The following is a 24,476-nucleotide window of genomic DNA, read 5'->3' on the forward strand; positions in this document are numbered from 1 at the left end:
TAAACTATGTATCTAGCAAAAGGAGTGGGTTCGTGTGCGTATTCGCAAAGCGATTATTCCAGCCGCAGGGCTGGGTACCCGGTTTCTGCCTGCCACCAAGGCGATGCCTAAGGAAATGCTGCCCATCGTGGACAAGCCAACGATTCAGTACATTATTGAAGAAGCCGTAGCTTCAGGCATTGAAGATATCATTATTGTGACAGGTAAAGGGAAACGGGCCATTGAAGATCACTTCGATTATTCTTTTGAGCTGGAGCAGAATCTGGCGGACAAACAGAAGTGGGACTTGCTTAACGAAGTACGCAAACCCTCCGAGATGGCAGATATTCATTATATCCGTCAAAAGGAACCGAAGGGACTTGGTCACGCCATTTGGTGTGCCCGCAAGTTTATCGGCAACGAGCCTTTTGCCGTCCTGTTAGGGGATGATATTGTGGAAGCGGAACATCCCTGCCTGAAGCAGATGATCGATGTCTACGATGAACTGCAATCTCCGATTGTAGGTGTACAACCTGTTGATTGGAGCGAGGTATCCCGCTATGGGATAGTGGACGGAGAGTTACTGACCCCTACCGATGATCGTGTCTTTCGGGCCCGCCGCTTAATTGAGAAACCAAAGACCGAAGATTCCCCTTCGAACCTTGCTATTATGGGACGTTATATTCTTACACCGGATATCTTTGAGATACTAGGTCAACAATCTGCTGGTGTAGGGGGAGAAATTCAGCTTACGGATGCCTTGTCCCGATTGAATGAACAGCGGCAGATTCTCGCATATCATTTTGATGGGTTACGTCATGATGTTGGTGAAAAGTTGGGCTTTATTGAGACATCGATTCACTACGCATTGCAACGCCCGGATCTACGGAAAGATCTCTTGAAGTATTTGGAACAGGTCGTAAAGAATCAATAAATGGTTTTCCGCATGCCCTTGAAGTCCAGCCGAAGAATGATATCGCGGCTGGGCTTTAATTTATTTTATGGAAGAGTAAATATGAGGGTTATACAGGCCAATGAACAAACACATACCCGACACTGTACATATACATAGTCAATATGAAGAAATGATGTCAACAGCAAAACGGAGGGATGTCATGAAGGTACTTCCGCTGTTTATGGATGGTGCTGCCATATTGGAACCCAAGGTTTATGGTGATCACCGTGGATATTTTATGGAGAGTTATAATGAGCAGGTTCTGCATGAACAGGGGATACAGCACGTCTTTATTCAGGACAATCAATCCTTGTCGGCTGAAGCAGGTGTTCTGCGTGGGCTTCATTATCAACTTCAGCCCAAAGCACAGACTAAATTGGTGAGGGTTATATCTGGGGCTATATATGATGTGATTGTGGATGTCCGCACCTCATCCCCTACTTTTGGCCGATGGAAAAGTGTCATTCTAAGTGAGTACAACCAGCGGCAACTGCTTGTTCCTCAAGGATTTGCTCATGGATTCTGTACCTTGGTGCCTAATTCCCGGGTAACTTATAAGGTAGATGCCTATTATTCACCTGAACATGATCGTGGAATTTTGTGGAACGATCCGGCGCTCGCCATTGATTGGCCTGTGACGAAACCTATATTATCGGAGAAGGATCAGAAGCATCCTTTACTGAAAGATGCTGAACTGAATTTCGACTAATTAATCAGACTTTTCAGATACTTCTTTATCTGGAGGCAGAGGGAGAGAGACAGCATGAAACTACTGGTTACGGGTGGGGCCGGATTTATCGGCAGCAACTTTGTGTTATATATGCTTCGTGAACATCCGAGTTATGAAATTATCAATGTGGATGCATTAACGTATGCAGGGAACTTGGAGAACTTGCATACGGTAGAGTCCAATCCCCGATATACCTTCATCAAGGCAGATATTGCAGATGTACAGCAGATGGAAGCTGTTTTTTCCCAAGGCATCGATGTGGTTGTGAATTTCGCTGCCGAGTCTCATGTGGATCGAAGTATTCTGTCCCCGGATATCTTTGTGCGTACCAATGTGATGGGGATTCAGGTTCTGCTGGATGCGGCAAAGAAGTATCAGGTCACCAAATTTGTTCAGGTATCGACGGATGAGGTATATGGATCATTGGGTGCAACAGGTTTATTTACTGAAGATACACCTCTGATGCCAAACAGTCCGTACTCTGCAAGTAAAGCTGGCGGGGATCTACTCGTAAGAGCTTATCACGAAACCTTTGGACTTCCTGTAAATATTACACGTTGCTCTAATAACTACGGGCCTTTTCAATTTCCAGAGAAACTGATTCCGCTGATTATATCCCGTGCATTAAATGATGAAGCCATTCCAGTATATGGTGACGGCCTCAATATTCGTGACTGGCTTTATGTCGAGGATCACTGTAGCGCGATTGATTTGGTGATTCATAATGGACAATCTGGAGAGGTATACAATATTGGTGGTAATAATGAACGTACTAATATTTACATTGTGGAGAGCGTATTGGAACAACTGGGTAAACCAGCGAGTTTGATTCAATATGTACAGGATCGATTGGGACATGACCGGCGTTATGGTATAGATCCTACCAAGATACGTACAGAGCTCGGATGGCAACCTGCACACAATTTTGAGACAGGGATCAAGGAGACGATCGAGTGGTATCTGAAACATCAAGATTGGTGGACGAGAATTCAATCAGGCACATATCAGGACTATGTTCAGCTTCAGTACGGTAAGCGGATGGGTGATTCGTCCAAATGAACTATAGAGTTATGGTGACTGGCGCGGCAGGACAGCTGGGTTATGATGTGGTGAAGACCTTTCAAGCAGAGGGTCATCAGGTATTGGCCTGTGACAAAAACCAGATGGATATTACCGATCAACAGCAGTGCACAGATATGATTACAACGTTCCGACCTCATATCATTATTCACTGCGCTGCTTATACGGCGGTCGATCAGGCCGAGGTAGATGAAGATACAGCATATGCAATCAATGCATCAGGTACTAGAAATATCGCGGTTGCCGCCGAGAAAATGAAAGCAAAACTGGTATATATCAGTACCGATTATGCATTTGATGGGAGCGGGAGTACACCTTACCGCGAGTACGATGTAACGAATCCGCAGAGTGTATACGGCAAGTCGAAGCTTGCCGGGGAACGGCTGGTTCAAAGTTTTTGTACGCAATGGTTTATCATTCGAACATCATGGGTGTATGGCGTGTATGGCAGTAATTTTGTCAAAACCATGCTGGAACTTATGGAAAAACGTCCACAACTGCAAGTTGTTCATGACCAACAAGGTTCGCCAACCTATACGGTCGATCTTGCCCGATTCATTCATATCCTTTCCATAAGTGAAAAATATGGTATCTATCATGCCTCCAATTCAGGAACTTGCACATGGTACGAGTTTGCAGAGGCAATAAAAGAAGAAGCCAATATGCAGAGTGGGTTCGAGCCGACAGCCGAACTTACGCCATGCACAACCGATCAGTTTCCGCGTCCAGCCCCCCGTCCTGCATACTCGGTCATGGATCATTTGGCAATTCGAACGAACGGTCTGGAACCTCTGAGACCTTGGCGTGAGGCGCTGATTGCGTTTTTGAAAGAGTTGAGTGTACAGCAAAAGGACTGAGCATGTGGAGGGTCCGTGCTTTATTCCCAAACTACACCCACCATTTAACAGCCGCCTCGGGCGGCTATTTTGTTTTACACCTCATCAATTCGGGTAGTTAGCTAACAAAAAGGTACTGAGGATGTGAATGTGATATGAAACGCATTGCCGCCGTGTTAATACTACTGATCGTTACCGTGGGCACACTCTTTTTCGCCTATGAAAGCGAGAGTGAGGAACAACGGGACGGATTTACCGCTTATAGATTAATCGCCCATGCGATGGGCAGCATTCGTGATCAACCATATACCAACGCCTATGAAGCGATGATTGCCAATTACGAGAAAGGCACACGTGTATTTGAGATCGACTTTATGTTGACATCGGATCGCAAAGCCGTAGCCAGACATGAATGGACCGCTAATATGAGCAAAATGCTAGGACAAGACGAAGAGCTTCCGGAGGATAAACAAGCCGGGGCACTGACACATGATGAATTTATGAATACGCCTATTTTAGGCATGTACCAACCCATGGATGCCGACGGCATTATAGATGTACTGGCCGAGTATCCGGATATGTATATCGTAACCGACACCAAGGAACAGAAGGATGAGGATATTCAGCAGGTGTTAAGATCCCTCGTGGATGCAGCCAAAGAACATGACCCATCTGTGCTGGATCGGGTGGTTGTACAGATTTATAACGAACCGATGCTCGAAACGGTGAAAGAAGTCTATGCATTCCCTTCCATTATCTATACGTTATATGCCACACAGGATACAGAAGCTCAGGTTGTTGATTTTGTGCAAAAGAATGATATTGATGCCGTGACTATGCCGGAATATAAAGTAAACCAGAATTTCGTCGCCAAGCTGAATAGTGCAGGTTCTGTCACCTACGTGCACACCATCAACGACACTGAACAGGTGGCTAACTATGAGAAATGGGGCGTGTACGGGGTATACTCTGACGTGCTGACGGAGCAGGAGTTGGATGAGATGAATACACGTTTTGCCTGGAAACCGTAAAAATACATGTTTTTCTGTTCCCCTTTTTATACGAACATTGACACTCGCTGCCTGCTGACTTAGACTTAGTTTACAAGCTTTCTAGGATGCAGAAGAACCTCTGGAGGAATGTTCGTTGATAGACATGATTAAGCAGTGGAGACATGTATTTAAGCTTGACCCAGACCGGGAAATTACGGACGAAGAACTCGATCTGGTCTGTATGTCGGGGACCGATGCAATTATCGTTGGCGGATCTTCGGGGATTACCTATGATAACACGGTAGACCTGATGTCCCGTGTGCGTCGTTATGAGTTGCCATGTGTGCTTGAAGTATCCGATCTGGAGGCTGTTGTTCCCGGGTTTGACGGATATTTGATCCCGATGGTCTTGAATGCAACGGACAGCAAATGGATGATTGGGCACCACCAGCAAGCGATAGAGCGTTATGGTTATCTCATCCCGTGGGATCTACTTATTGCCGAGGGTTATATTGTGCTCAATGCAAACTCCACGGTAGCTCGGTTGACTGGCGCAGATACGGATCTGACGACAGGAGCTGCGGTGGCATATGCCCAGGCTGCGGAGCGTCTACTCAATCTTCCAATTGTATACATGGAGTACAGCGGAACGTTCGGAGATATGGAGCTTGTTGGTGAGACACACAGACAATTGGATCGGGCACACCTTATCTACGGCGGCGGAATTGATGATTCGGAGAAAGCCGCGCAAGCTGCCCAGGTGGCAGATACTGTCGTGGTAGGTAACATTGTGTACAGCGATTTAACTAAGGCACTTGAGACGGTTTTGGCTGTAAAAGGAACCATTTAATCGGTTTAGTTTACCATTCCCCCATTTTCCCCTTATGATCTGTTAAAATAGAACTTTGCCCTTACTAATTAAGCAATTCGTATACAAGAGTAAGGTTTACACAGAAACGAAGTGTTCTCTCTTGTATTTTTACTACCTTTAAATATAAGCTAAACTAATTTTTACACGAGAACGAAGAGGACAGAAATAAGCTGGAGAAGCGGAGCGTTCGCCTTTATTACCGGATTTTTACCTTTGAAAAGTAGATCGAAAAATCCGGGAATAACAGCGATCGGAAGATTATTCTGTCATCGGAGTGGCGAGTGTAACCTATTAATTTTGCTTTATAGACCAACCAACGAAAGGAGCATGCATGCATGCAACCTGTAAATATACATGATGCCGTTGCACGACTTAACACCCCTCAACGGCAAGCCGTCGAGGCGACGGATGGCCCGCTGCTGATTATGGCCGGAGCCGGCTCCGGCAAGACGCGGGTGCTGACACACCGGATTGCCTACCTCATTGCAACACGGAAAGCGCCCCCGTGGGGCATTTTAGCGATCACATTTACGAACAAAGCCGCCCGTGAGATGCAAGACCGTGTATCCCAACTCGTAGGTGGATCTCAGGGCCGCGACATATGGGTATCCACGTTCCACTCCATGTGCGTGCGTATTTTGCGCCGTGACATTGAACGTATTGGCTTTACCTCCAACTTCAGTATTTTGGACTCATCGGACCAATTATCTGTAATTCGTAGCTGTATGAAAGATCAGAATATCGATACCAAGAAATTCGAGCCCAAAGCAGTTCAATCCATGATGAGCACGGCCAAGAATGAACTGATCAGTCCGGAGCAATATGAGAAGCAGTCGGGAGACTATTTCGAGGGTATTGTGGCGAAGGTATATAAGATGTATCAGAAAAAGTTAAGAGCCAACAACTCACTTGATTTCGACGATCTCATTATGCAGACCATTCAACTGTTCAAAGAAGTGCCGGAAGTCCTCGACTTTTACCAAAAGAAATTCCAATACATTCACGTGGACGAGTATCAGGATACGAACCGTGCACAGTACATGCTGTGCCGCATGCTCGCTGACAGTCACCACCACATCTGCGTTGTAGGGGATAGTGACCAGTCGATCTATCGCTGGCGTGGGGCGGATATCAGCAATATCCTGAACTTTGAGAAAGATTACCCTGAAGCAAGTACGATTTTGCTGGAGCAGAACTATCGTTCAACTTCCAATATCCTGAATGCAGCGAATGAAGTGATCGGCCTGAATACAGGGCGTAAACCGAAGAAACTGTGGACGGACAAAGAGGGTGGTTCGAAGATCAAGGTGTACCGTGCGGATTCCGAGCATGATGAGGGGTATTTTGTTACCTCTGAGATTAGTAAAAATGTGAAGAACGGCAAATCCTATCAGAACCATGCCATTTTGTACCGTACCAACGCTCAGTCCCGGGTTATAGAGGAAATTCTGATCAAGTCTGATATTCCGTATCAGATTGTCGGCGGCATCAAGTTCTATGATCGTAAAGAGATCAAGGACATTCTGGCGTATCTGCGCCTGTTATCCAACCCCGACGATGATATCAGTCTTACACGGATCATTAATGTACCAAAACGTAGCATTGGTGATACAACAGTAGCGAAGCTCGCGGCTGCGGCAGGAGAGCGTGGAATTTCTATTTTCCGTGTGCTTCAGGTCGTAGATGATCTTGGTTTTGCTGGTCGTACGCGGAATGCGCTGGTGGAGTTCTATGACATGATCGCTGCGTTGCATCAGATGGTAGAGTATCTGTCTGTAACTGAACTGACCGAGAAGATTCTTGAGATGAGCCAATACCGTCTTGAGATGCAAAATGAAAACACACTCGAATCCCGTGCACGGCTGGAGAACATTGAAGAGTTCCTGTCGGTAACGATGGAATTTGAGAAAAATAATGAAGACAAAACGCTCGTGTCGTTCCTCACCGATCTTGCATTGATTGCTGACATCGACAGCATGAACGATGATGAAGAGGATCAGAGCGACGCGGTTACCCTGATGACCATGCACAGCGCCAAAGGTCTGGAGTTCCCGGTTGTCTTTATCGTGGGTATGGAGGAAGGGGTCTTCCCGCATAGCCGTGCCTTTATGGACAATGAAGAATTGGAAGAAGAACGCCGACTTGCTTATGTAGGGATCACCCGTGCGGAAGAGCAACTGTTCCTGTCTTGTGCACAGATGCGGACGTTGTTTGGACGTACAACAGCGAACCCGCCTTCCCGCTTCCTGGATGAAATTCCGGATGAGCTGAAGGAAGACACCTCCATGGCTCGTGATCGTTACCGTCGTGGAAGTAGCGGAGGCGGCTCATATGGTGGACGTGGGTTAGGCTCTAGTGGAGGAAGTAACTTCGGTGGCGGCACCAAGCTCTTTGATCACCAAAGTAAAAGCGGTTCATCTGCTACCTCATCCACGCCAACTTCGCGTGTGACCACAAGTGTCTCCCGCCCAACATATTCTACGCCATCATCTGCTTCCAAGCCGGTAGCTTCTGATGGTGAAGCAGGATTCAAGGCAGGAGATAAAGTGCAGCATGGCAAATGGGGGACAGGCACCATTGTTGCGGTCAAAGGGACAGGTAATGATACCGAACTGCAGATTGCCTTCCCGGCTCCGGTGGGTGTGAAACGTTTGCTTGCCGGATTTGCCCCAATTACAAAAGTAGAATAAGAACGAAACCCCCTTTTGTACGATAACAGAGAGAACAGAAATAACTTGAAGAAGCATAGCGTTCGCCTTTATCCCCGGATTTCCACCTTTTAAAATGGATTAAAAGAAATCCGGGGATAACAGCGATCGGAAAGTTAATCTGTTATCACAGTTCAGTGCAATAGGAGTGTTCGTTCTACATAGATCAAATTAACGGAGGGATGGCCCTGTATGGACCCGATGCACCGGATGGAGCAACTCGTTACCGAGCTGAACCAGCATAATTATCAGTACTACACGATGGATCAGCCACAGATCAGCGATAAGGAGTATGATCTTCTGTACGATGAACTGGTTACGCTGGAACAGGAAAGCGGCATGGTTCTGCCTGATTCTCCAACACAGCGTGTGGGTGGCGAACTGCTAAAGGGGTTTACCCCGCATCGCCACTTATCCTCCTTATGGAGTCTGGACAAAGCACAGAATATTGAGCAGCTTCGGAGCTGGAATACCCGTGTACTAAAACTGATTAATGACTATAACAGTAAAAATCCCGATACGCCTTTACCGGAACCAGGTTATGTCATTGAGTTGAAGTTTGACGGATTGACGCTGAACCTGACATACACCAACGGTGAGTTGGTGCAAGCCTCTACACGAGGGAACGGTACCGTAGGTGAAGGTATTTTGGCACAGGTAAGAACGATCCGATCCGTTCCGCTCAAAATTCCTTACACAAGCGGTACGATTGAAGTACAGGGTGAAGGCATCATGAATCTGTCTGTCTTGGACCGATACAATGAGACAGCGGCAGAGCCACTCAAGAATGCGCGTAATGCAGCAGCAGGAGCGCTCCGCAACCTGAATCCGAAGGCGACGGCTGAGCGTCGGTTGAATGCTTATTTTTATAATGTAGGTTATTCGGATGACATTCAGTTTGCCAATCATCAGCAGATGATGGATTTCCTGCGTGAGAACCGCTTCAAAGTTAATCCATCGATTACTTATTTCCATGAGTTTGATGATGTGATGGAACAACTGGCCGCGATTCAGGAGAACCGAGGGCAGCTAGACTATCTGATCGATGGAGCTGTTATCAAAATTACGGACATGCGCACCCGCGAAGTGTTGGGTTATACCGATAAGTTCCCTCGCTGGGCGGTGGCATATAAATTCGAGGCTGAAGAGACCACAACGGTTCTTAACGCTGTGGTATGGAATGTGGGCCGTACTGGCAAAGTAACTCCGCTGGCACGCGTAGAACCGGTTGAACTTGCCGGGGTAACGGTACAGAACTGTACTCTGAACAATGTCGGCGATATTGAGCGCAAAAATCTGAAGTTTGCTCTGGGCACACGGGTCTTTATCCGTCGCTCCAACGACGTCATTCCTGAGATTCTGGGTAAAGTGACGGAGGAGAGTGATGGTGAGGAGATCGTCTTCCCTGAGCAGTGTCCTGCATGTGGATTCCCACTGGAGCAACGCGGAGCGCATCTGTTCTGCAACAATAGACTTGCGTGTAAACCACAAACGGTGGCACGTATTTCCCATTTTGCTTCCCGTGATGCTATGGACATCGAGACGTTCAGTGAGAAAACAGCGATTCAGTTGTATGATGAATTGAACGTACGTGAGCCTGCCGACCTGTATACGTTACAGTTTGATGATTTGGTGAAGCTGGAGCGGTTTGGGGAAAAGAAAGCGAACAACCTTATCGCTGCGCTTGAGCTTAGTAAAGATAGAGACTTGGCTTCCTTCTTATACTCACTGGGTATTCCGAACACAGGTAAATCGACAACGCGCATGCTCGCTGATCATTATCGAGATCTGCACGCCATTATGAATGCAACCGTGGAAGAACTGGTTGAACTACCCGACGTGGGTGGTATCGTTGCTGAGAGCATCGTAAACTTTTTTGCAGATCCGTTTACACAGGCTGCGATTGAGAAAATGCTTAACTTGGGTGTGAAAGCTCAGGCACCTGAGGCACCAGCCGTTGCTGTTGTGGAAGATTCCTTCTTCAGTGGTAAAACGGTCGTCTTGACCGGAACGCTGCATCAATTGACGCGGGAAGAGGCAACGCAAAGACTGGAAGCGCTCGGAGCGAAGGTGACTGGCAGTGTGTCGAAAAAGACAGATTTGGTTATTGCCGGAGAGAAGGCAGGTAGTAAACTAACCAAAGCTCATGATCTCGGTATTCCAACGATTGAGGATGAGGATGAACTTGTACGTCTTTTGAACCCACAGGGTTAAAGTGTAATCAGAGAGTTCATAATGAGGAAAAAGAAAAAGGCCCCCGAAGACACGAATATGTGATCGGGGGCTTTTGCTATTAATTGAATTATTTTTACAACGAAAGAACGCTTACCAGTCTTATCTTATCTGATCATGATCCACTTAAATTGTTAGGGATGCGCTGAGATGCGCCTGTAAGCCATGCATCCTTGTCATATCCTCGTTCTTCCCAGTAACCAATATGTTCGCTGTCGATGAGTTCAATGCGATTCAACCATTTTACTGATTTATAGGCATACATCTGAGGAATGACGAGCCGTACCGGACCGCCAAGATCAGCAGGGATAGGTTTGCCATCATGCATGACAGCGACCATAATATCTTCCATTTGCGCTTGATCCATCGTAATGGCATCCGTATACACACCATCACCGGAATAAAATTTCACACTGTGAGCTTCCGGTTTGACCCCGGCTTGTTTCAAAAGCTGTGCAAGAGAGATACCTTCCCAGGTATTCTTATATACAGACCAGCCCGTTACACAGTGAAAATCACTAACCTGTACGGTGCGCGTCAGCTTCACGAATTGTTCCCAATTCCAAACCTGTGCCCGTTCAACCAGTCCATCAATTCGGAAAGACCAGTTAGCATTGGAGAAGGACGGTATAGGCGTAACCGTATATACGCGGAAATGACCTTCAGCTCCGCCTCCAATGGGAGGTGAAGAGGCAGACAGCGGTTGTGGCAGAGGAACCATACGATTAGGGTCGTTCTCCAGCATGCTATCAATACTATTATCGATCTTGAGATTTCGTCCTACCCAGGATATAAAAGTAGGGCCAAGAGTCACGGCGAGACCAACCCCCACAGCAGAACGGATGAAAGCTCGTCGTGTATACAAAGGTTGAGGTCGCTCCTCTGATTTGAGGGGATCTCTCTCGGAACTGCGATCAAACTGAGAAGAAGATATAGCAGCCGGAGTTTCTTTTTCATCCGATATTGAATCAGATGGGTCAGCTGTATTTTGAGTTCTTGTTGAAGTTGTAGTGGTTTTAACCGCACGACGTGCAGGATCCTTTAACCATTTGGTCCGAGTGATGGAGTGATAGATAATATAAGGTAAGCCCACCCAAGTCAGCAGGTCATGGATCAAAAGTGCAGCATTCGACCATCGAGGTCCAGCTAGCTTGAACTGCCATAATACAATACCCGAGAGTAGCCAGCCTACCAGCAGCGCAAGAACAAAGATGGTGTTCACCTTTTGCCAGGGTCTATTACGAAGCTGTTTCCAGTGCTTTCCGGCCAAAATCAAGTAATATACTACGGGTGCCAGCATAGCTAGCCCAACGATGATATGTAGCCATTTTAACCAGACACGTCCAATTCCGAGTATCTCGCGCCAAAAGCCGCCTACCAGCATAAGACCTGTTATAGCAAGGATCACAACAATCCAGGCATTCCACGCATGGATGGAAACCAACTTTTTGCCGTAACCTTTCCGTCTGTTCTTTAACCATTGCTTCAAGTGCGATCACCCCATATAGGTTAGTAATGAGTTTATTCAGAACTTTGATATGTACTAGCTAGCTGTGAATGGAGTACGTGATCTGTGTAAAGGTGCAATGCGAGATGGATATACGATTGTTCATAGGCTACTTATGAAAGTAGTACACTTGACTGCTTAACCTTATCTCTATATCTATATACCTTATTATAGAGTTTTTGGATCACTTTCTTCAAACCATCAGAAGGGCAGGGATCGTTATCCCGATCGGTACTCTAACTAAAACTCATCTAGATCATTATTACTTGTGGTTATAGAAGGGAGTATTTATAGAATTGAGTTATTTCTTTTATATGTAATGCACTTTAAGAGTAGCCCTTCATTTGTTTAGAGAATGCGCTAATCTGTCGAATACAGGTTGGAAACAAGACACCGTAGATGAAGATATCATGATATCAAAAGGTTGATTAAAAATGCTTGCTAAATAAATCACTACGTGATATATTATTTCTTGTCGCTTCAAACGAATGATTGTCATAATCATTTGAAAGATGACGAAAACAAAGTGTTGACAGTAAGTTAGTTAACATGATATGATAAGATTCCTGTCCGGTTGACAAACATCAACATCAACATAAACGGACATACAAGTTCCTTGAAAACTGAACAAATGGATAGTAACTTTTGATTCACAATGAATCGTCAGATTCAAAATGAGCTTATCGCTCTTTTCAATACTTTATTGGAGAGTTTGATCCTGGCTCAGGACGAACGCTGGCGGCATGCCTAATACATGCAAGTCGAGCGGGCTTGAAGAGAAGCTTGCTTCTCGGATGGTTAGCGGCGGACGGGTGAGTAACACGTAGGCAACCTGCCCTCAAGTTTGGGACAACTACCGGAAACGGTAGCTAATACCGAATAATTGTTTTCTTCGCCTGAAGGAAACTGGAAAGACGGAGCAATCTGTCACTTGGGGATGGGCCTGCGGCGCATTAGCTAGTTGGTGAGGTAACGGCTCACCAAGGCGACGATGCGTAGCCGACCTGAGAGGGTGATCGGCCACACTGGGACTGAGACACGGCCCAGACTCCTACGGGAGGCAGCAGTAGGGAATCTTCCGCAATGGGCGAAAGCCTGACGGAGCAATGCCGCGTGAGTGATGAAGGTTTTCGGATCGTAAAGCTCTGTTGCCAGGGAAGAACGCTTGGGAGAGTAACTGCTCTCAAGGTGACGGTACCTGAGAAGAAAGCCCCGGCTAACTACGTGCCAGCAGCCGCGGTAATACGTAGGGGGCAAGCGTTGTCCGGAATTATTGGGCGTAAAGCGCGCGCAGGCGGTCATTTAAGTCTGGTGTTTAATCCCGGGGCTCAACCCCGGATCGCACTGGAAACTGGGTGACTTGAGTGCAGAAGAGGAGAGTGGAATTCCACGTGTAGCGGTGAAATGCGTAGATATGTGGAGGAACACCAGTGGCGAAGGCGACTCTCTGGGCTGTAACTGACGCTGAGGCGCGAAAGCGTGGGGAGCAAACAGGATTAGATACCCTGGTAGTCCACGCCGTAAACGATGAGTGCTAGGTGTTAGGGGTTTCGATACCCTTGGTGCCGAAGTTAACACATTAAGCACTCCGCCTGGGGAGTACGGTCGCAAGACTGAAACTCAAAGGAATTGACGGGGACCCGCACAAGCAGTGGAGTATGTGGTTTAATTCGAAGCAACGCGAAGAACCTTACCAGGTCTTGACATCCCTCTGATCGATGCAGAGATGTATCTTTCCTTCGGGACAGAGGAGACAGGTGGTGCATGGTTGTCGTCAGCTCGTGTCGTGAGATGTTGGGTTAAGTCCCGCAACGAGCGCAACCCTTATATTTAGTTGCCAGCATTTCGGATGGGCACTCTAGATAGACTGCCGGTGACAAACCGGAGGAAGGTGGGGATGACGTCAAATCATCATGCCCCTTATGACCTGGGCTACACACGTACTACAATGGCCGGTACAACGGGCTGCGAAATCGCGAGATGGAGCCAATCCCAACAAAGCCGGTCTCAGTTCGGATTGCAGGCTGCAACTCGCCTGCATGAAGTCGGAATTGCTAGTAATCGCGGATCAGCATGCCGCGGTGAATACGTTCCCGGGTCTTGTACACACCGCCCGTCACACCACGAGAGTTTATAACACCCGAAGTCGGTGGGGTAACCGCAAGGAGCCAGCCGCCGAAGGTGGGATAGATGATTGGGGTGAAGTCGTAACAAGGTAGCCGTATCGGAAGGTGCGGCTGGATCACCTCCTTTCTATGGAGAATCGTTTCCTGCAACGGAAACATTCAAATACGCAGGTTCTTAGAACCTGCAACAGCAACACAGTTACTTATCCATTTGTTCAGTTTTGATGGAATTTGAGGGGCCATAGCTCAGCTGGGAGAGCGCCTGCCTTGCAAGCAGGAGGTCAGCGGTTCGATCCCGCTTGGCTCCACCAAACAATTTCATCTATTTGGCTTGTTCTTTGAAAACTAGATATCGAAACGAAACAAACGCGAATTAGAACATTCCTTTAAGCTAAACTTGTGCAAACAAGTCAAGTGTATAAAGGTAGTTAAATTGCTTTTGTGAGGGTATCGGGTGAGAGCGACTTTTGGCTTTGCGCAAGCAAACCAAGGGAAGCGAGCGACCGAAACCGGAACAAAATGGTTAAGCTACTAAGAGCACACGGAGGATGCCTAGGCGCTAGGAGCCGATGAAGGACGTGGCGAACAACGAAACTGCCTCGGGGAGCTGTAAGCAAGCTTTGATCCGGGGGTGTCCGAATGGGGAAACCCAGCTGGGGTAATTTCCAGTTACTCATAACTGAATACATAGGTTATGCAGAGGCATACCAGGGGAACTGAAACATCTAAGTACCCTGAGGAAGAGAAAACAATAGTGATTCCGTCAGTAGCGGCGAGCGAACGCGGAGAAGCCCAAACCAAAGAGCTTGCTCTTTGGGGTTGTGGGACGTCTCACATGGAGTTACAAAGGAACCGGTTAAGCGAAGAGGTCTGGAAAGGCCCGCCAAAGAAGGTAAAAGCCCTGTAGTTGAAAGTTGGTTCCCTCCGAGACGGATCCCGAGTAGTGCGGGGCACGTGAAACCCCGTATGAATCCGGCAGGACCATCTGCCAAGGCTAAATACTTCCTAGCGACCGATAGTGAAGCAGTACCGTGAGGGAAAGGTGAAAAGCACCCCGGAAGGGGAGTGAAATAGAACCTGAAACCGTGTGCTTACAAAAAGTCAGAGCCCGTTTTAGGGGTGATGGCGTGCCTTTTGTAGAATGAACCGGCGAGTTACGTTCCCGTGCAAGGTTAAGGTGAAGAGCCGGAGCCGCAGCGAAAGCGAGTCTGAATAGGGCGACTTAGTACGTGGACGTAGACCCGAAACCGGGTGATCTACCCCTGTCCAGGGTGAAGGTGCGGTAACACGCACTGGAGGCCCGAACCCACGCATGTTGAAAAATGCGGGGATGAGGTGGGGGTAGCGGAGAAATTCCAATCGAACTCGGAGATAGCTGGTTCTCCCCGAAATAGCTTTAGGGCTAGCCTCGGAAAACAGAGTCGTGGAGGTAGAGCACTGATTGGGTGCGGGGCCCGCAAGGGTTACCAAGCTCAGTCAAACTCCGAATGCCATAGACTTACTTCCGGGAGTCAGACAGTGAGTGCTAAGATCCATTGTCAAAAGGGAAACAGCCCAGACCATCAGCTAAGGTCCCCAAGTGTGTGTTAAGTGGGAAAGGATGTGGAGTTGCACAGACAACCAGGATGTTGGCTTAGAAGCAGCCATCATTGAAAGAGTGCGTAATAGCTCACTGGTCGAGTGACTCTGCGCCGAAAATGTAACGGGGCTAAACACACCACCGAAGCTATGGCTTGATGCTTTGCATCAGGGGTAGGGGAGCGTTGTATAAGGGTTGAAGGTGTACCGTAAGGAGCGCTGGACATTATACAAGTGAGAATGCCGGTATGAGTAACGAAAAGATCAGTGAGAATCTGATCCGCCGAAAGCCTAAGGGTTCCTGAGGAAGGCTCGTCCGCTCAGGGTAAGTCGGGACCTAAGGCGAGGCCGAAAGGCGTAGTCGAAGGACAACAGGTCGAAATTCCTGTACCACCGTAAGCCGTTATGAGCAATGGGGGGACGCAGTAGGGTAGTGACGCGGACTGATGGATGTCCGTCTAAGCAGTAAGGCTGATGTGTAGGCAAATCCGCACATTGTAAGGCTGAGCTGTGATGGGGAGCGAAAATTATAGTAGCGAAGGTCATGATCTCACACTGCCAAGAAAAGCCTCTAGCCAGGTGATGGTGCCCGTACCGCAAACCGACACAGGTAGGCGAGAAGAGTATTCTAAGGCGCGCGGAAGAACTCTCGTTAAGGAACTCGGCAAAATGACCCCGTAACTTCGGGAGAAGGGGTGCCCCGGTAGTGTGAATAGCACGAGGGGGCCGCAGTGAAAAGGCCCAAGCGACTGTTTAGCAAAAACACAGGTCTGTGCGAAGCCGTAAGGCGAAGTATACGGGCTGACGCCTGCCCGGTGCTGGAAGGTTAAGGGGAGTGGTTAGGAGCAATCCGAAGCTGTGAACCGAAGCCCCAGTAAACGGCGGCCGTAACTATAACGGTCCTAAGGTAGCGAAATTCCTTGTCAGGTAAATTCTGACCCGCACGAATGGCGTAACGACTTGGGCGCTGTCTCAACGAGAGATCCGGTGAAATTTTAATACCTGTGAAGATGCAGGTTACCCGCGACAAGACGGAAAGACCCCATGGAGCTTTACTGCAGCTTGATATTGAATTTGGGTACGATCTGTACAGGATAGGTGGGAGCCTTTGAAGTGTGAGCGCCAGCTCGCGTGGAGGCAACGTTGGGATACCACCCTGATCGTATCTAGGTTCTAACCTGGTACCGTAATCCGGTGCGGGGACAGTGTCAGGTGGGCAGTTTGACTGGGGCGGTCGCCTCCTAAAGAGTAACGGAGGCGCCCAAAGGTTCCCTCAGAATGGTTGGAAATCATTCGAAGAGTGCAAAGGCATAAGGGAGCTTGACTGCGAGACCTACAAGTCGAGCAGGGACGAAAGTCGGGCTTAGTGATCCGGTGGTACCGCATGGAAGGGCCATCGCTCAACGGATAAAAGCTACCCTGGGGATAACAGGCTTATCTCCCCCAAGAGTCCACATCGACGGGGAGGTTTGGCACCTCGATGTCGGCTCATCGCATCCTGGGGCTGAAGTAGGTCCCAAGGGTTGGGCTGTTCGCCCATTAAAGCGGTACGCGAGCTGGGTTCAGAACGTCGTGAGACAGTTCGGTCCCTATCTGTCGTGGGCGTAGGAAATTTGAGAGGAGCTGTCCTTAGTACGAGAGGACCGGGATGGACGTACCGCTGGTGTACCAGTTGTTCCGCCAGGAGCACCGCTGGGTAGCTATGTACGGACGGGATAAACGCTGAAAGCATCTAAGCGTGAAGCCCCCCTCAAGATGAGATTTCCCAGTATGTAAGACCCCTTGAAGACGACGAGGTAGATAGGCTGGGGGTGGAAGTGCAGCAATGCATGGAGCTGACCAGTACTAATCGGTCGAGGGCTTATCCAATAGCAAGTTCTAAATCGCGTGTTTCGTTTCGAATCTAGTTTTCAGAGAACGATCTCTGAAATGAAAATTGGTACATCACAGAACGTGTGTATGATTTTCAGTTCCATATCTGATTTTAAGAAGCTATGCTTCGACAAATCGCGTTTGGTGGCGATGGCGGAGGGGTTCCACACGTACCCATCCCGAACACGACCGTTAAGCCCTCTAGCGCCGATGGTACTTGGACCGCAGGGTCCTGGGAGAGTAGGACGCCGCCAAGCGAAGAACCACTGCCGATGTTATTCGGTGGTGGTTTTTATTTGTTTATTTTAGGGGATGCGGAAGCATCTCTTATTTGACTTTGTAAGAATCCTCTGACACACTCTAAGGGGTACATATATCAGATATCAGGCCATGATTTGGATTGATATAACTCTAGCGAATGGGGTGTAGGACAACATGGAAATTCAGAAATTGACGGTAGATGATTTTGAACCGGCGATGGCACTCTCCGAATATGCTTTTCAAGTAGTAATGAGTGAAGAACAGAAAGAAAAACGGCGGAGTCAATTTTCGTCACAGGATATATGGGGTGTATATGAGGACGGGCAGCTAGGAGCCAAACTTCACATCATTCCTTTTCAAACCTATATTCATGGCAGATCGTTCGAGATGGGCGGTATTGCGGGTGTAGCCACCTGGCCAGAGTATAGACGCAAAGGCTGGGTAGCGGGTCTGCTGAAGCATGCGTTGGAAGAAATGAATCGTAACAAACAGAGTATATCTTTCTTGCATCCATTCTCTTTTGGTTTCTATCGGAAGTATGGATGGGAGACGTATGTTGAATTTAAACGTTATAAAGTACCTACAGCTCATTTGCCTTCGAAAAAAGCGACACCTGGAACAATTCGGCGTGGGGATCCAGGCCTCAGCATATTAAAGGAAGTATACAGTGCTTATGCTGAGCGTTATAACGGAACTCTGGTCCGGGATGATGCAAGGTGGGAGAATTCAGTTCTTGTTAATGGGACCAGCCAGAAGGCTGTATATTACGATGAAGCTGATGCAGCACAAGGTTATCTTTTATATGAGGTTAAGGAAAATAAGTTTACCATTAAAGAGATCATCTATCTGAATGAAGAGGCTAGGCAAGGGCTGTGGACCTTCATTGCTAACCATGATTCCATGATCCAGGAAGTTACGTTGCAGGCGCCTGCCAGTGATACGCTTGCCTTCCAATTGGATAACCCACGGATTCAGCAGGAGATTGTACCTTATTTTATGGCGCGTATCGTTAGTGTAGAGCAGTTTATATCCCAGTATCCCTTTGCAAGCCAGGACTCACCAGTGCAGATTGTTCTACAGGTAGAAGATGCCCACGCTCCGTGGAATGAAGGGGTATGGCAATTAAACGTGGCAATGAACGGAACAGCGTCCATATGGAAAACATCGGAGCCAATTACTGATGATCAGATCATTAAGGTGGATATTCAATCCCTTACCGCGGTGCTGATGGGATATCGCAGACCAACGGAAATGGCACGAATCGGAAGAATTCACGGACCGAACACAGCAATCAAGGCTTTGGAACAAGCGATTCCTGAACGGGAAACCTATTTGCTCGATTTCTTCTGATGACTATTCCCACTGCTCCATTTAACTTGATTAGCTTATATAGAAATACGGCGTGAATGAAAGACAAATGGACTTCTCCAGAAATTTTGGGGAGGTTTTTTTGTGTCCGGGGAATATTTCGTGTAAAATCGTAAAAAATGAATAGTGACCCCACTTGGCAAAACCACAAAATATGCTATAATGGTTATAAAGTCAAAGAAAGTCAAAGTCAACTAAAGGTTTAATACTTAAGTAGCTTTCTTTCTACAATCTGATGCATGATCGCCAATATACGGGATTCATTTCATCGGAGGATCAAGGGAATATTAAAGGACCTTCGTGCTTCCTTCGCTCTCCTGTTGGCACCTGTGGAAGCAAGATTCGCTGTTTCCATGATTGGTTAAATGGGTAGAGAAGGTGTACTCTGTGGGGGCGTGTGGGTCCTTATTGACTTAACGTTTCAGACAGTGGAGGATGATTGGATGCGTAATATCTCTGATATTATCGAACGATATCTGAAGAGTATTTTGCATGAAAGTCCCGAAGGAATGGTTGAAATTCAGCGTAATGATCTGGCAGATCAATTCTCATGTGTACCTTCCCAGATCAATTATGTCATCAGCACACGTTTTACACTCGAGAAGGGATACCTGGTAGAGAGTAAACGCGGCGGTGGTGGTTATGTTCGCATACAGCGCATTGAATTACCGGCCCAATCAGCTCTGCATAATCATTTGCACCATAGTATTGGTGAAGAGATCGGGCAGACAGCTGCCGAAGGTCTGATCTATCAATTGGAAGAAGCGCGCTTCTTGAACAAGCGGGAAGCCGGGTTGATGCGAGCTGCTGTATCTAGAGAGGTTATATTGGTCAAACTTCCTTACCGGGATCAAATTCGTGCCAGAATGTTGAAGGCGATGTTAATATCTTTGCTCGGTAAATGAAAACTATCGGGGTCAAAGGAGGTACATCAATATGCTGTGCCAAGAATGCAATAAACGTCCGGCGACACTTCATTTTACGAAGATCGTAAATGGAGAGAAGACGGAATTCCATATTTGTGAGTCATGTGCCCGTGAAAAAGGGGAAATGATCCCTGGAACAGCAGGTGGGTTTTCCATTCACAACTTGTTGTCAGGATTGCTTGATTTTGATCCAGCCGGCAAAAGTGGATCGGCAGGAACACCACCTGCAAAAGCTCTTCAATGTGAAGAGTGTGGTATGACGTACGCACAATTTAGTAAGATAGGCCGGTTCGGCTGCAGTTCATGTTATAAATATTTTGACAGTCGTCTGGATCCTTTGTTCAAGCGGGTTCATGGTAATACGTCCCATGTAGGCAAAGTGCCTGCACGAGCTGGTGGTCGCATCAAGGTGAAACGGCAAATTGCTGATCTGAAGCGTGAGCTCCAAGAGAGCATCGCACAAGAGGAATTTGAAGAGGCGGCTCAGATCCGTGACCAGATCAGAGGACTTGAAAAAGGAATAGCTCAGGAGTAAAGTTTGTCATGAGTAGGAGGGATGCGTAATGCCTAATCTGCGCTTTACAGAGAAGGCGCTCAGCGACTGGATGCGCAGTGATGCGGCTGATTCCGAAATTGTCATTAGCAGCCGTGTCCGGATTGCACGCAACCTTCAGCATGTTCCGTTTCCGATGCTGGCTTCCAATGAGCAATCGGAAGAGGTGCTGAATAAGCTGAGCGAAGTACTTCAATACGATGACGTTCATGCCTTTGGGGATTTTCATACGTTGGATCTGATCGATATTGACGAACTCGACAAACGGGTGCTGGTGGAGAAACATCTCATCAGTCCAAGTCTTGCGAATGAATCCAGGAATGGTGCGGTTATTCTCAGTGAGGATGAGTCTGTCAGTATTATGATTAATGAAGAGGATCATCTTCGTATCCAGTGCCTCTATCCGGGGTTTCAGGTGAAAGAAGCCTGGGAGAAAGCTTCCGCAATAGATGATGCTTTTGAAGCGCACGTGGATTATGCCTTTGATGATCGCAGAGGATACTTAACCAGCTGCCCTACCAATGTAGGTACAGGTGTCAGAGCATCGGTCATGATGCACTTGCCTGCCCTGGTGATGACACAACAGATTGGCCGTATTCTAACCGCAGTTTCCCAAGTGGGATTGACGGTAAGAGGGATATACGGTGAAGGTAGCGAGGCGATGGGTAACCTGTTCCAGATCTCGAACCAGATTACTTTGGGACAGACCGAACAGGAAGTCATCGAGAACCTGCATGGTGTTGTGTTACAGATGATTGGTCATGAACGTACAGCGAGAGAACGGTTAATTACCGACTCCAGACTTCGGATTACGGATCGGGTCATGCGTTCTTATGGCATATTGTCTCATGCAGCTATTGTTGATTCCAAGGAAGCTGCACAACGCTTATCGGATGTACGCCTTGGCGTGGATCTCGGATTGTTGGATGGACTGTCCATCACGGTAATGAATGAATTGAATGTGATGACACAGCCGGGATTTTTGCAGAAAACATTCGGGGAAGATATGCGCACAGATGAGCGTGACATATACCGTGCTCAGTTGATTCGTGATACGATCAATGCAGCGAAGCAGTCCTAGTTTAGCCTGATATAGTATTGAATTATGGTTTCATGCCGCATTGCGGCTTTTATATAATAAGGCATGTACAAATGCCGAATGACTTTATTCGCAGCATGGCTGCAAACAAAAATGATATGAAGAATACGACGGTTATTTCATTATATGACCCTCGTTTTATCCAAAACCATGGAGGTGCAGGAGATATGATGTTTGGAAGATTTACGGAACGGGCCCAAAAGGTGCTCGCACTCGCGCAGGAAGAAGCTGTCCGTCTCGGTCATAATAACATCGGTACTGAGCATATTTTGCTCGGCCTCATTCGTGAAGGCGAAGGCATCGCAGCCAAAGCACTGATCGGCCTGGGACTCGGATTGGAAAAAATTCAGGATGAAGTAGAAACGCTAATTGGCCGTGGCCAAGAGCAACCTACCAACATTGCATATACGCCACGTGCGAAAAAAGTAATTGAACTGTCTATGGATGAAGCTCGTAAATTGGGCCACACTTATGTAGGCACAGAGCATATCCTGCTCGGATTGATTCGTGAAGGCGAGGGTGTGGCAGCACGTGTGCTCAATAACCTGGGAATTAGCCTGAACAAAGCACGTCAACAAGTGTTGCAATTGCTTGGCAGCAGTGAAGCTGTATCCAGCCATAATGGCACACCTGCCAATGTCAGCACACCAACGCTGGACAGTCTGGCACGTGACCTCACGGCATACGCCAGAGAGAATAACCTTGACCCGGTCATTGGACGTAGTAAAGAAATTGAACGTGTCATCCAGGTGCTCAGCCGTCGTACGAAGAACAACCCGGTATTGATCGGTGAGCCAGGTGTAGGTAAAACAGCGATTGCTGAAGGCCTTGCACAAAAAATCATCGCAAATGAGATTCCGGAAACATTGCGCGACAAACGTGTAATGACCCTGGATATGGGTTCTGTAGTCGCTGGAACCAAATATCGTGGTGAGTTCGAAGATCGTCTGAAAAAAATCATGGATGAGATTCGCCAAGCAGGTAACATTGTCCTGTTTATCGACGAATTGCATACCTTGATTGGCGCAGGCGGAGCTGAAGGTGCCATCGATGCTTCTAACATTTTGAAACCGGCTCTGGCCCGTGGAGAATTGCAGTGCATTGGTGCAACAACGCTGGATGAGTATCGTAAATACATCGAGAAGGATGCAGCGCTTGAGCGTCGTTTCCAACCGATTACTGTAGATCAGCCTTCTCCGGAAGAAGCGATTCAAATCTTGCACGGCTTGCGTGACCGTTATGAGGCGCATCACCGCGTGAAAATTACGGACGAAGCAATTGTGCAGGCGGTTAAACTGTCTGACCGTTACATTACAGACCGTTTCCTGCCAGATAAAGCGATTGACCTGATTGATGAAGCGGGTTCCAAAGTAAGATTGAACTCTTACACGATCCCACCAAACCTGAAACAACTGGAAAGCCGTCTGGAAGATATCCGTAAGGAAAAAGACGCTGCAGTTCAAAGTCAGGAGTTCGAAAAAGCAGCAGCTCTGCGTGATACGGAACAAAAAATCCGTGAAGAGCTGGATGTAACGAAGAACCAGTGGAAAGAGAAACAAGGTCGCACCGATTCCGAGGTTACTCCTGAGGATATCGCACAAGTGGTAGCCAGCTGGACTGGAATCCCTGTGAACCAACTGAAAGAAGAAGAGACACAGCGTCTGATGAATCTGGAGTCTATTCTACATGAACGTGTCATCGGTCAGGATGAGGCAGTGAAGTCTGTCAGCCGTGCGGTTCGTCGTGCTCGTGCGGGACTTAAAGATCCAAAACGTCCGATGGGTTCATTCATTTTCCTCGGCCCTACAGGGGTAGGTAAAACAGAACTTGCTCGTGCTCTGGCTGAAGCGATGTTCGGCGATGAAAATGCAGTAATCCGTATTGATATGTCCGAGTATGGTGAGAAGCACTCGACTTCCCGACTTGTCGGAGCGCCTCCAGGATATGTTGGGTACGAAGAAGGTGGCCAGCTGACAGAGAAAGTTCGTCGCAAACCATATTCCGTAGTCCTGCTCGATGAAATCGAGAAAGCACATCCAGAAGTATTCAATATCTTGTTACAAGTGCTTGAGGATGGTCGTCTGACGGATTCCAAAGGTCGCGTCGTTGACTTCCGCAATACGCTGATCATTCTAACATCCAACGTGGGTGCCGAAGCGATCAAACGTAACTCTACACTGGGCTTCACTGCAGTTGTAGATGCAGGAGCAGATTATGACAACATGAAGGGGAAAGTGATGGATGAGCTGAAGAAAAGCTTCCGTCCAGAGTTCCTTAACCGGATTGATGAAATTATCGTGTTCCACTCACTTGAAGAAAAACACATCGCTGAAATTGTTACGCTTATGAGTGAAGAACTTCGTAAACGACTGCTCGAACATGAGGTAGATTTCGAACTCACTGACAATGCCAAGTCTTTCCTTGCTAAGTCAGGCTTTGATCCAGCTTACGGTGCGCGTCCGCTTCGTCGGGCGATCCAGAAGCATATCGAGGACAAATTGTCCGAAGAGTTGCTCACAGGTAACGTAACCAAAGGGGATTCATTGCTCATCGACGAAGAGAACGGTGCACTGTCTGTTACGAAAAAAGACGTGGTTGTTCCGTCCAATGAGGAAATCGAAACTAAATAATATTTAGCAAGCTTTGGAGTTAAACTTCAGCTTGTATTGATCCATAATCCTTAATCAAATCCTTCTCGGCTTCGGCCGGGGAGGATTTTTTGCACTTTGGACAGAAGACGGACATGATTATGTCAGGAACATCTGTAAAGTTTGCGATAATCCTTTACGAAAAATCTCAAACA

General features: G+C 47.5%; 14 protein-coding genes, 1 tRNA gene and 3 rRNA genes. 17 read left to right on the forward strand and 1 reads right to left on the reverse strand.

Annotation, left to right across the window (positions count from 1 at the left end; genetic code table 11):
- Positions 1 to 34 precede the first annotated feature (34 nt).
- The 8 genes from galU (at position 35) to ligA (ending at position 10,365) form a co-directional block, all read left to right on the forward strand.
- Positions 35 to 913, forward strand: a complete 879-nt coding sequence (gene galU / locus MHI01_RS22100) for a UTP--glucose-1-phosphate uridylyltransferase GalU (protein ID WP_036667709.1) — start codon at positions 35 to 37, stop codon at positions 911 to 913.
- Between the two features lie 181 nt (positions 914 to 1,094).
- Positions 1,095 to 1,643: a dTDP-4-dehydrorhamnose 3,5-epimerase gene (rfbC, locus tag MHI01_RS22105; RefSeq protein ID WP_036667708.1), complete on the forward strand. Its 549-nt coding sequence runs from the start codon at positions 1,095 to 1,097 to the stop codon at positions 1,641 to 1,643.
- A 54-nt stretch (positions 1,644 to 1,697) separates the two neighbouring features.
- Positions 1,698 to 2,723: a dTDP-glucose 4,6-dehydratase gene (rfbB, locus tag MHI01_RS22110; protein ID WP_340984160.1), complete on the forward strand. Its 1,026-nt coding sequence runs from the start codon at positions 1,698 to 1,700 to the stop codon at positions 2,721 to 2,723.
- Entirely contained in the window at positions 2,720 to 3,601 is an 882-nt protein-coding gene (gene rfbD / locus MHI01_RS22115) for a dTDP-4-dehydrorhamnose reductase (protein WP_340984162.1), read from the forward strand. Before rfbB ends, rfbD begins: the two co-directional genes overlap by 4 nt.
- A gap of 134 nt (positions 3,602 to 3,735) precedes the next feature.
- Complete coding sequence (locus tag MHI01_RS22120; RefSeq protein WP_339195764.1) at positions 3,736 to 4,611, forward strand: phosphatidylinositol-specific phospholipase C/glycerophosphodiester phosphodiesterase family protein; 876 nt, start codon at positions 3,736 to 3,738, stop codon at positions 4,609 to 4,611.
- Positions 4,612 to 4,726: 115 nt separating this feature from the next.
- A complete protein-coding gene (locus MHI01_RS22125) occupies positions 4,727 to 5,422 on the forward strand; it encodes a heptaprenylglyceryl phosphate synthase (protein ID WP_036612366.1) in 696 nt (231 codons plus the stop codon).
- Positions 5,423 to 5,778: 356 nt separating this feature from the next.
- Positions 5,779 to 8,133 (forward strand): DNA helicase PcrA, encoded by a 2,355-nt coding sequence (gene pcrA, locus MHI01_RS22130; RefSeq protein WP_036612363.1) that lies wholly within the window; start codon positions 5,779 to 5,781, stop codon positions 8,131 to 8,133.
- Positions 8,134 to 8,343: 210 nt separating this feature from the next.
- On the forward strand, positions 8,344 to 10,365 hold the full coding sequence (gene ligA, locus MHI01_RS22135) for an NAD-dependent DNA ligase LigA (protein WP_047840609.1): 2,022 nt from the start codon (positions 8,344 to 8,346) through the stop codon (positions 10,363 to 10,365).
- Positions 10,366 to 10,498: 133 nt separating this feature from the next.
- Here ligA and MHI01_RS22140 read toward each other — a convergent pair whose 3' ends face one another.
- Positions 10,499 to 11,872, reverse strand: coding sequence for a molybdopterin-dependent oxidoreductase (locus tag MHI01_RS22140; protein ID WP_340984163.1), 1,374 nt, complete (start codon positions 11,870 to 11,872; stop codon positions 10,499 to 10,501).
- A gap of 718 nt (positions 11,873 to 12,590) precedes the next feature.
- On the opposite strand from MHI01_RS22140, the gene MHI01_RS22145 reads away from it, so the two are divergent.
- From MHI01_RS22145 to MHI01_RS22185, 9 genes are all read left to right on the forward strand, one after another.
- Positions 12,591 to 14,143: ribosomal RNA gene (locus MHI01_RS22145) — 16S ribosomal RNA — on the forward strand.
- 108 nt (positions 14,144 to 14,251) lie between these two features.
- A tRNA-Ala gene (locus MHI01_RS22150) sits at positions 14,252 to 14,327 on the forward strand.
- A 210-nt stretch (positions 14,328 to 14,537) separates the two neighbouring features.
- Positions 14,538 to 17,463, forward strand: a 23S ribosomal RNA gene (locus MHI01_RS22155).
- 143 nt (positions 17,464 to 17,606) lie between these two features.
- Positions 17,607 to 17,723: ribosomal RNA gene (gene rrf, locus MHI01_RS22160) — 5S ribosomal RNA — on the forward strand.
- The 16S, 23S and 5S rRNA genes sit together here with 1 tRNA gene alongside, the layout of an rRNA operon.
- Before the next feature lie 178 nt (positions 17,724 to 17,901).
- Positions 17,902 to 19,077, forward strand: a complete 1,176-nt coding sequence (locus MHI01_RS22165) for a GNAT family N-acetyltransferase (protein WP_340984165.1) — start codon at positions 17,902 to 17,904, stop codon at positions 19,075 to 19,077.
- Positions 19,078 to 19,538: 461 nt separating this feature from the next.
- Entirely contained in the window at positions 19,539 to 20,000 is a 462-nt protein-coding gene (locus MHI01_RS22170; protein ID WP_036671579.1) for a CtsR family transcriptional regulator, read from the forward strand.
- Positions 20,001 to 20,031: 31 nt separating this feature from the next.
- Positions 20,032 to 20,556, forward strand: a complete 525-nt coding sequence (locus MHI01_RS22175; RefSeq protein ID WP_036607138.1) for a UvrB/UvrC motif-containing protein — start codon at positions 20,032 to 20,034, stop codon at positions 20,554 to 20,556.
- 28 nt (positions 20,557 to 20,584) lie between these two features.
- Entirely contained in the window at positions 20,585 to 21,655 is a 1,071-nt protein-coding gene (locus tag MHI01_RS22180; protein ID WP_036607140.1) for a protein arginine kinase, read from the forward strand.
- Positions 21,656 to 21,840: 185 nt separating this feature from the next.
- A complete protein-coding gene (locus tag MHI01_RS22185) occupies positions 21,841 to 24,303 on the forward strand; it encodes an ATP-dependent Clp protease ATP-binding subunit (RefSeq protein WP_036607223.1) in 2,463 nt (820 codons plus the stop codon).
- Positions 24,304 to 24,476: the final 173 nt, after the last annotated feature.

Origin of the sequence: Paenibacillus sp. FSL M7-0656, assembly GCF_038003225.1 — a bacterium.
Taxonomy (GTDB): Bacteria; Bacillota; Bacilli; order Paenibacillales; family Paenibacillaceae; genus Paenibacillus; species Paenibacillus amylolyticus.

What these genes read in the sequence shown, in the direction of transcription:
- rfbC (WP_036667708.1), top strand. Translation starts at nt 1,095, where the DNA reads ATGAAGGTACTTCCGCTGTTTATGGATGGTGCTGCCATATTGGAACCC.
- rfbB (WP_340984160.1), top strand. Translation starts at nt 1,698, where the DNA reads ATGAAACTACTGGTTACGGGTGGGGCCGGATTTATCGGCAGCAACTTT.
- rfbD (WP_340984162.1), top strand. Translation starts at nt 2,720, where the DNA reads ATGAACTATAGAGTTATGGTGACTGGCGCGGCAGGACAGCTGGGTTAT.
- MHI01_RS22120 (WP_339195764.1), top strand. Translation starts at nt 3,736, where the DNA reads ATGAAACGCATTGCCGCCGTGTTAATACTACTGATCGTTACCGTGGGC.
- pcrA (WP_036612363.1), top strand. Translation starts at nt 5,779, where the DNA reads ATGCAACCTGTAAATATACATGATGCCGTTGCACGACTTAACACCCCT.
- ligA (WP_047840609.1), top strand. Translation starts at nt 8,344, where the DNA reads ATGGACCCGATGCACCGGATGGAGCAACTCGTTACCGAGCTGAACCAG.
- MHI01_RS22165 (WP_340984165.1), top strand. Translation starts at nt 17,902, where the DNA reads ATGGAAATTCAGAAATTGACGGTAGATGATTTTGAACCGGCGATGGCA.
- MHI01_RS22170 (WP_036671579.1), top strand. Translation starts at nt 19,539, where the DNA reads ATGCGTAATATCTCTGATATTATCGAACGATATCTGAAGAGTATTTTG.
- MHI01_RS22175 (WP_036607138.1), top strand. Translation starts at nt 20,032, where the DNA reads ATGCTGTGCCAAGAATGCAATAAACGTCCGGCGACACTTCATTTTACG.
- MHI01_RS22180 (WP_036607140.1), top strand. Translation starts at nt 20,585, where the DNA reads ATGCCTAATCTGCGCTTTACAGAGAAGGCGCTCAGCGACTGGATGCGC.
- MHI01_RS22185 (WP_036607223.1), top strand. Translation starts at nt 21,841, where the DNA reads ATGATGTTTGGAAGATTTACGGAACGGGCCCAAAAGGTGCTCGCACTC.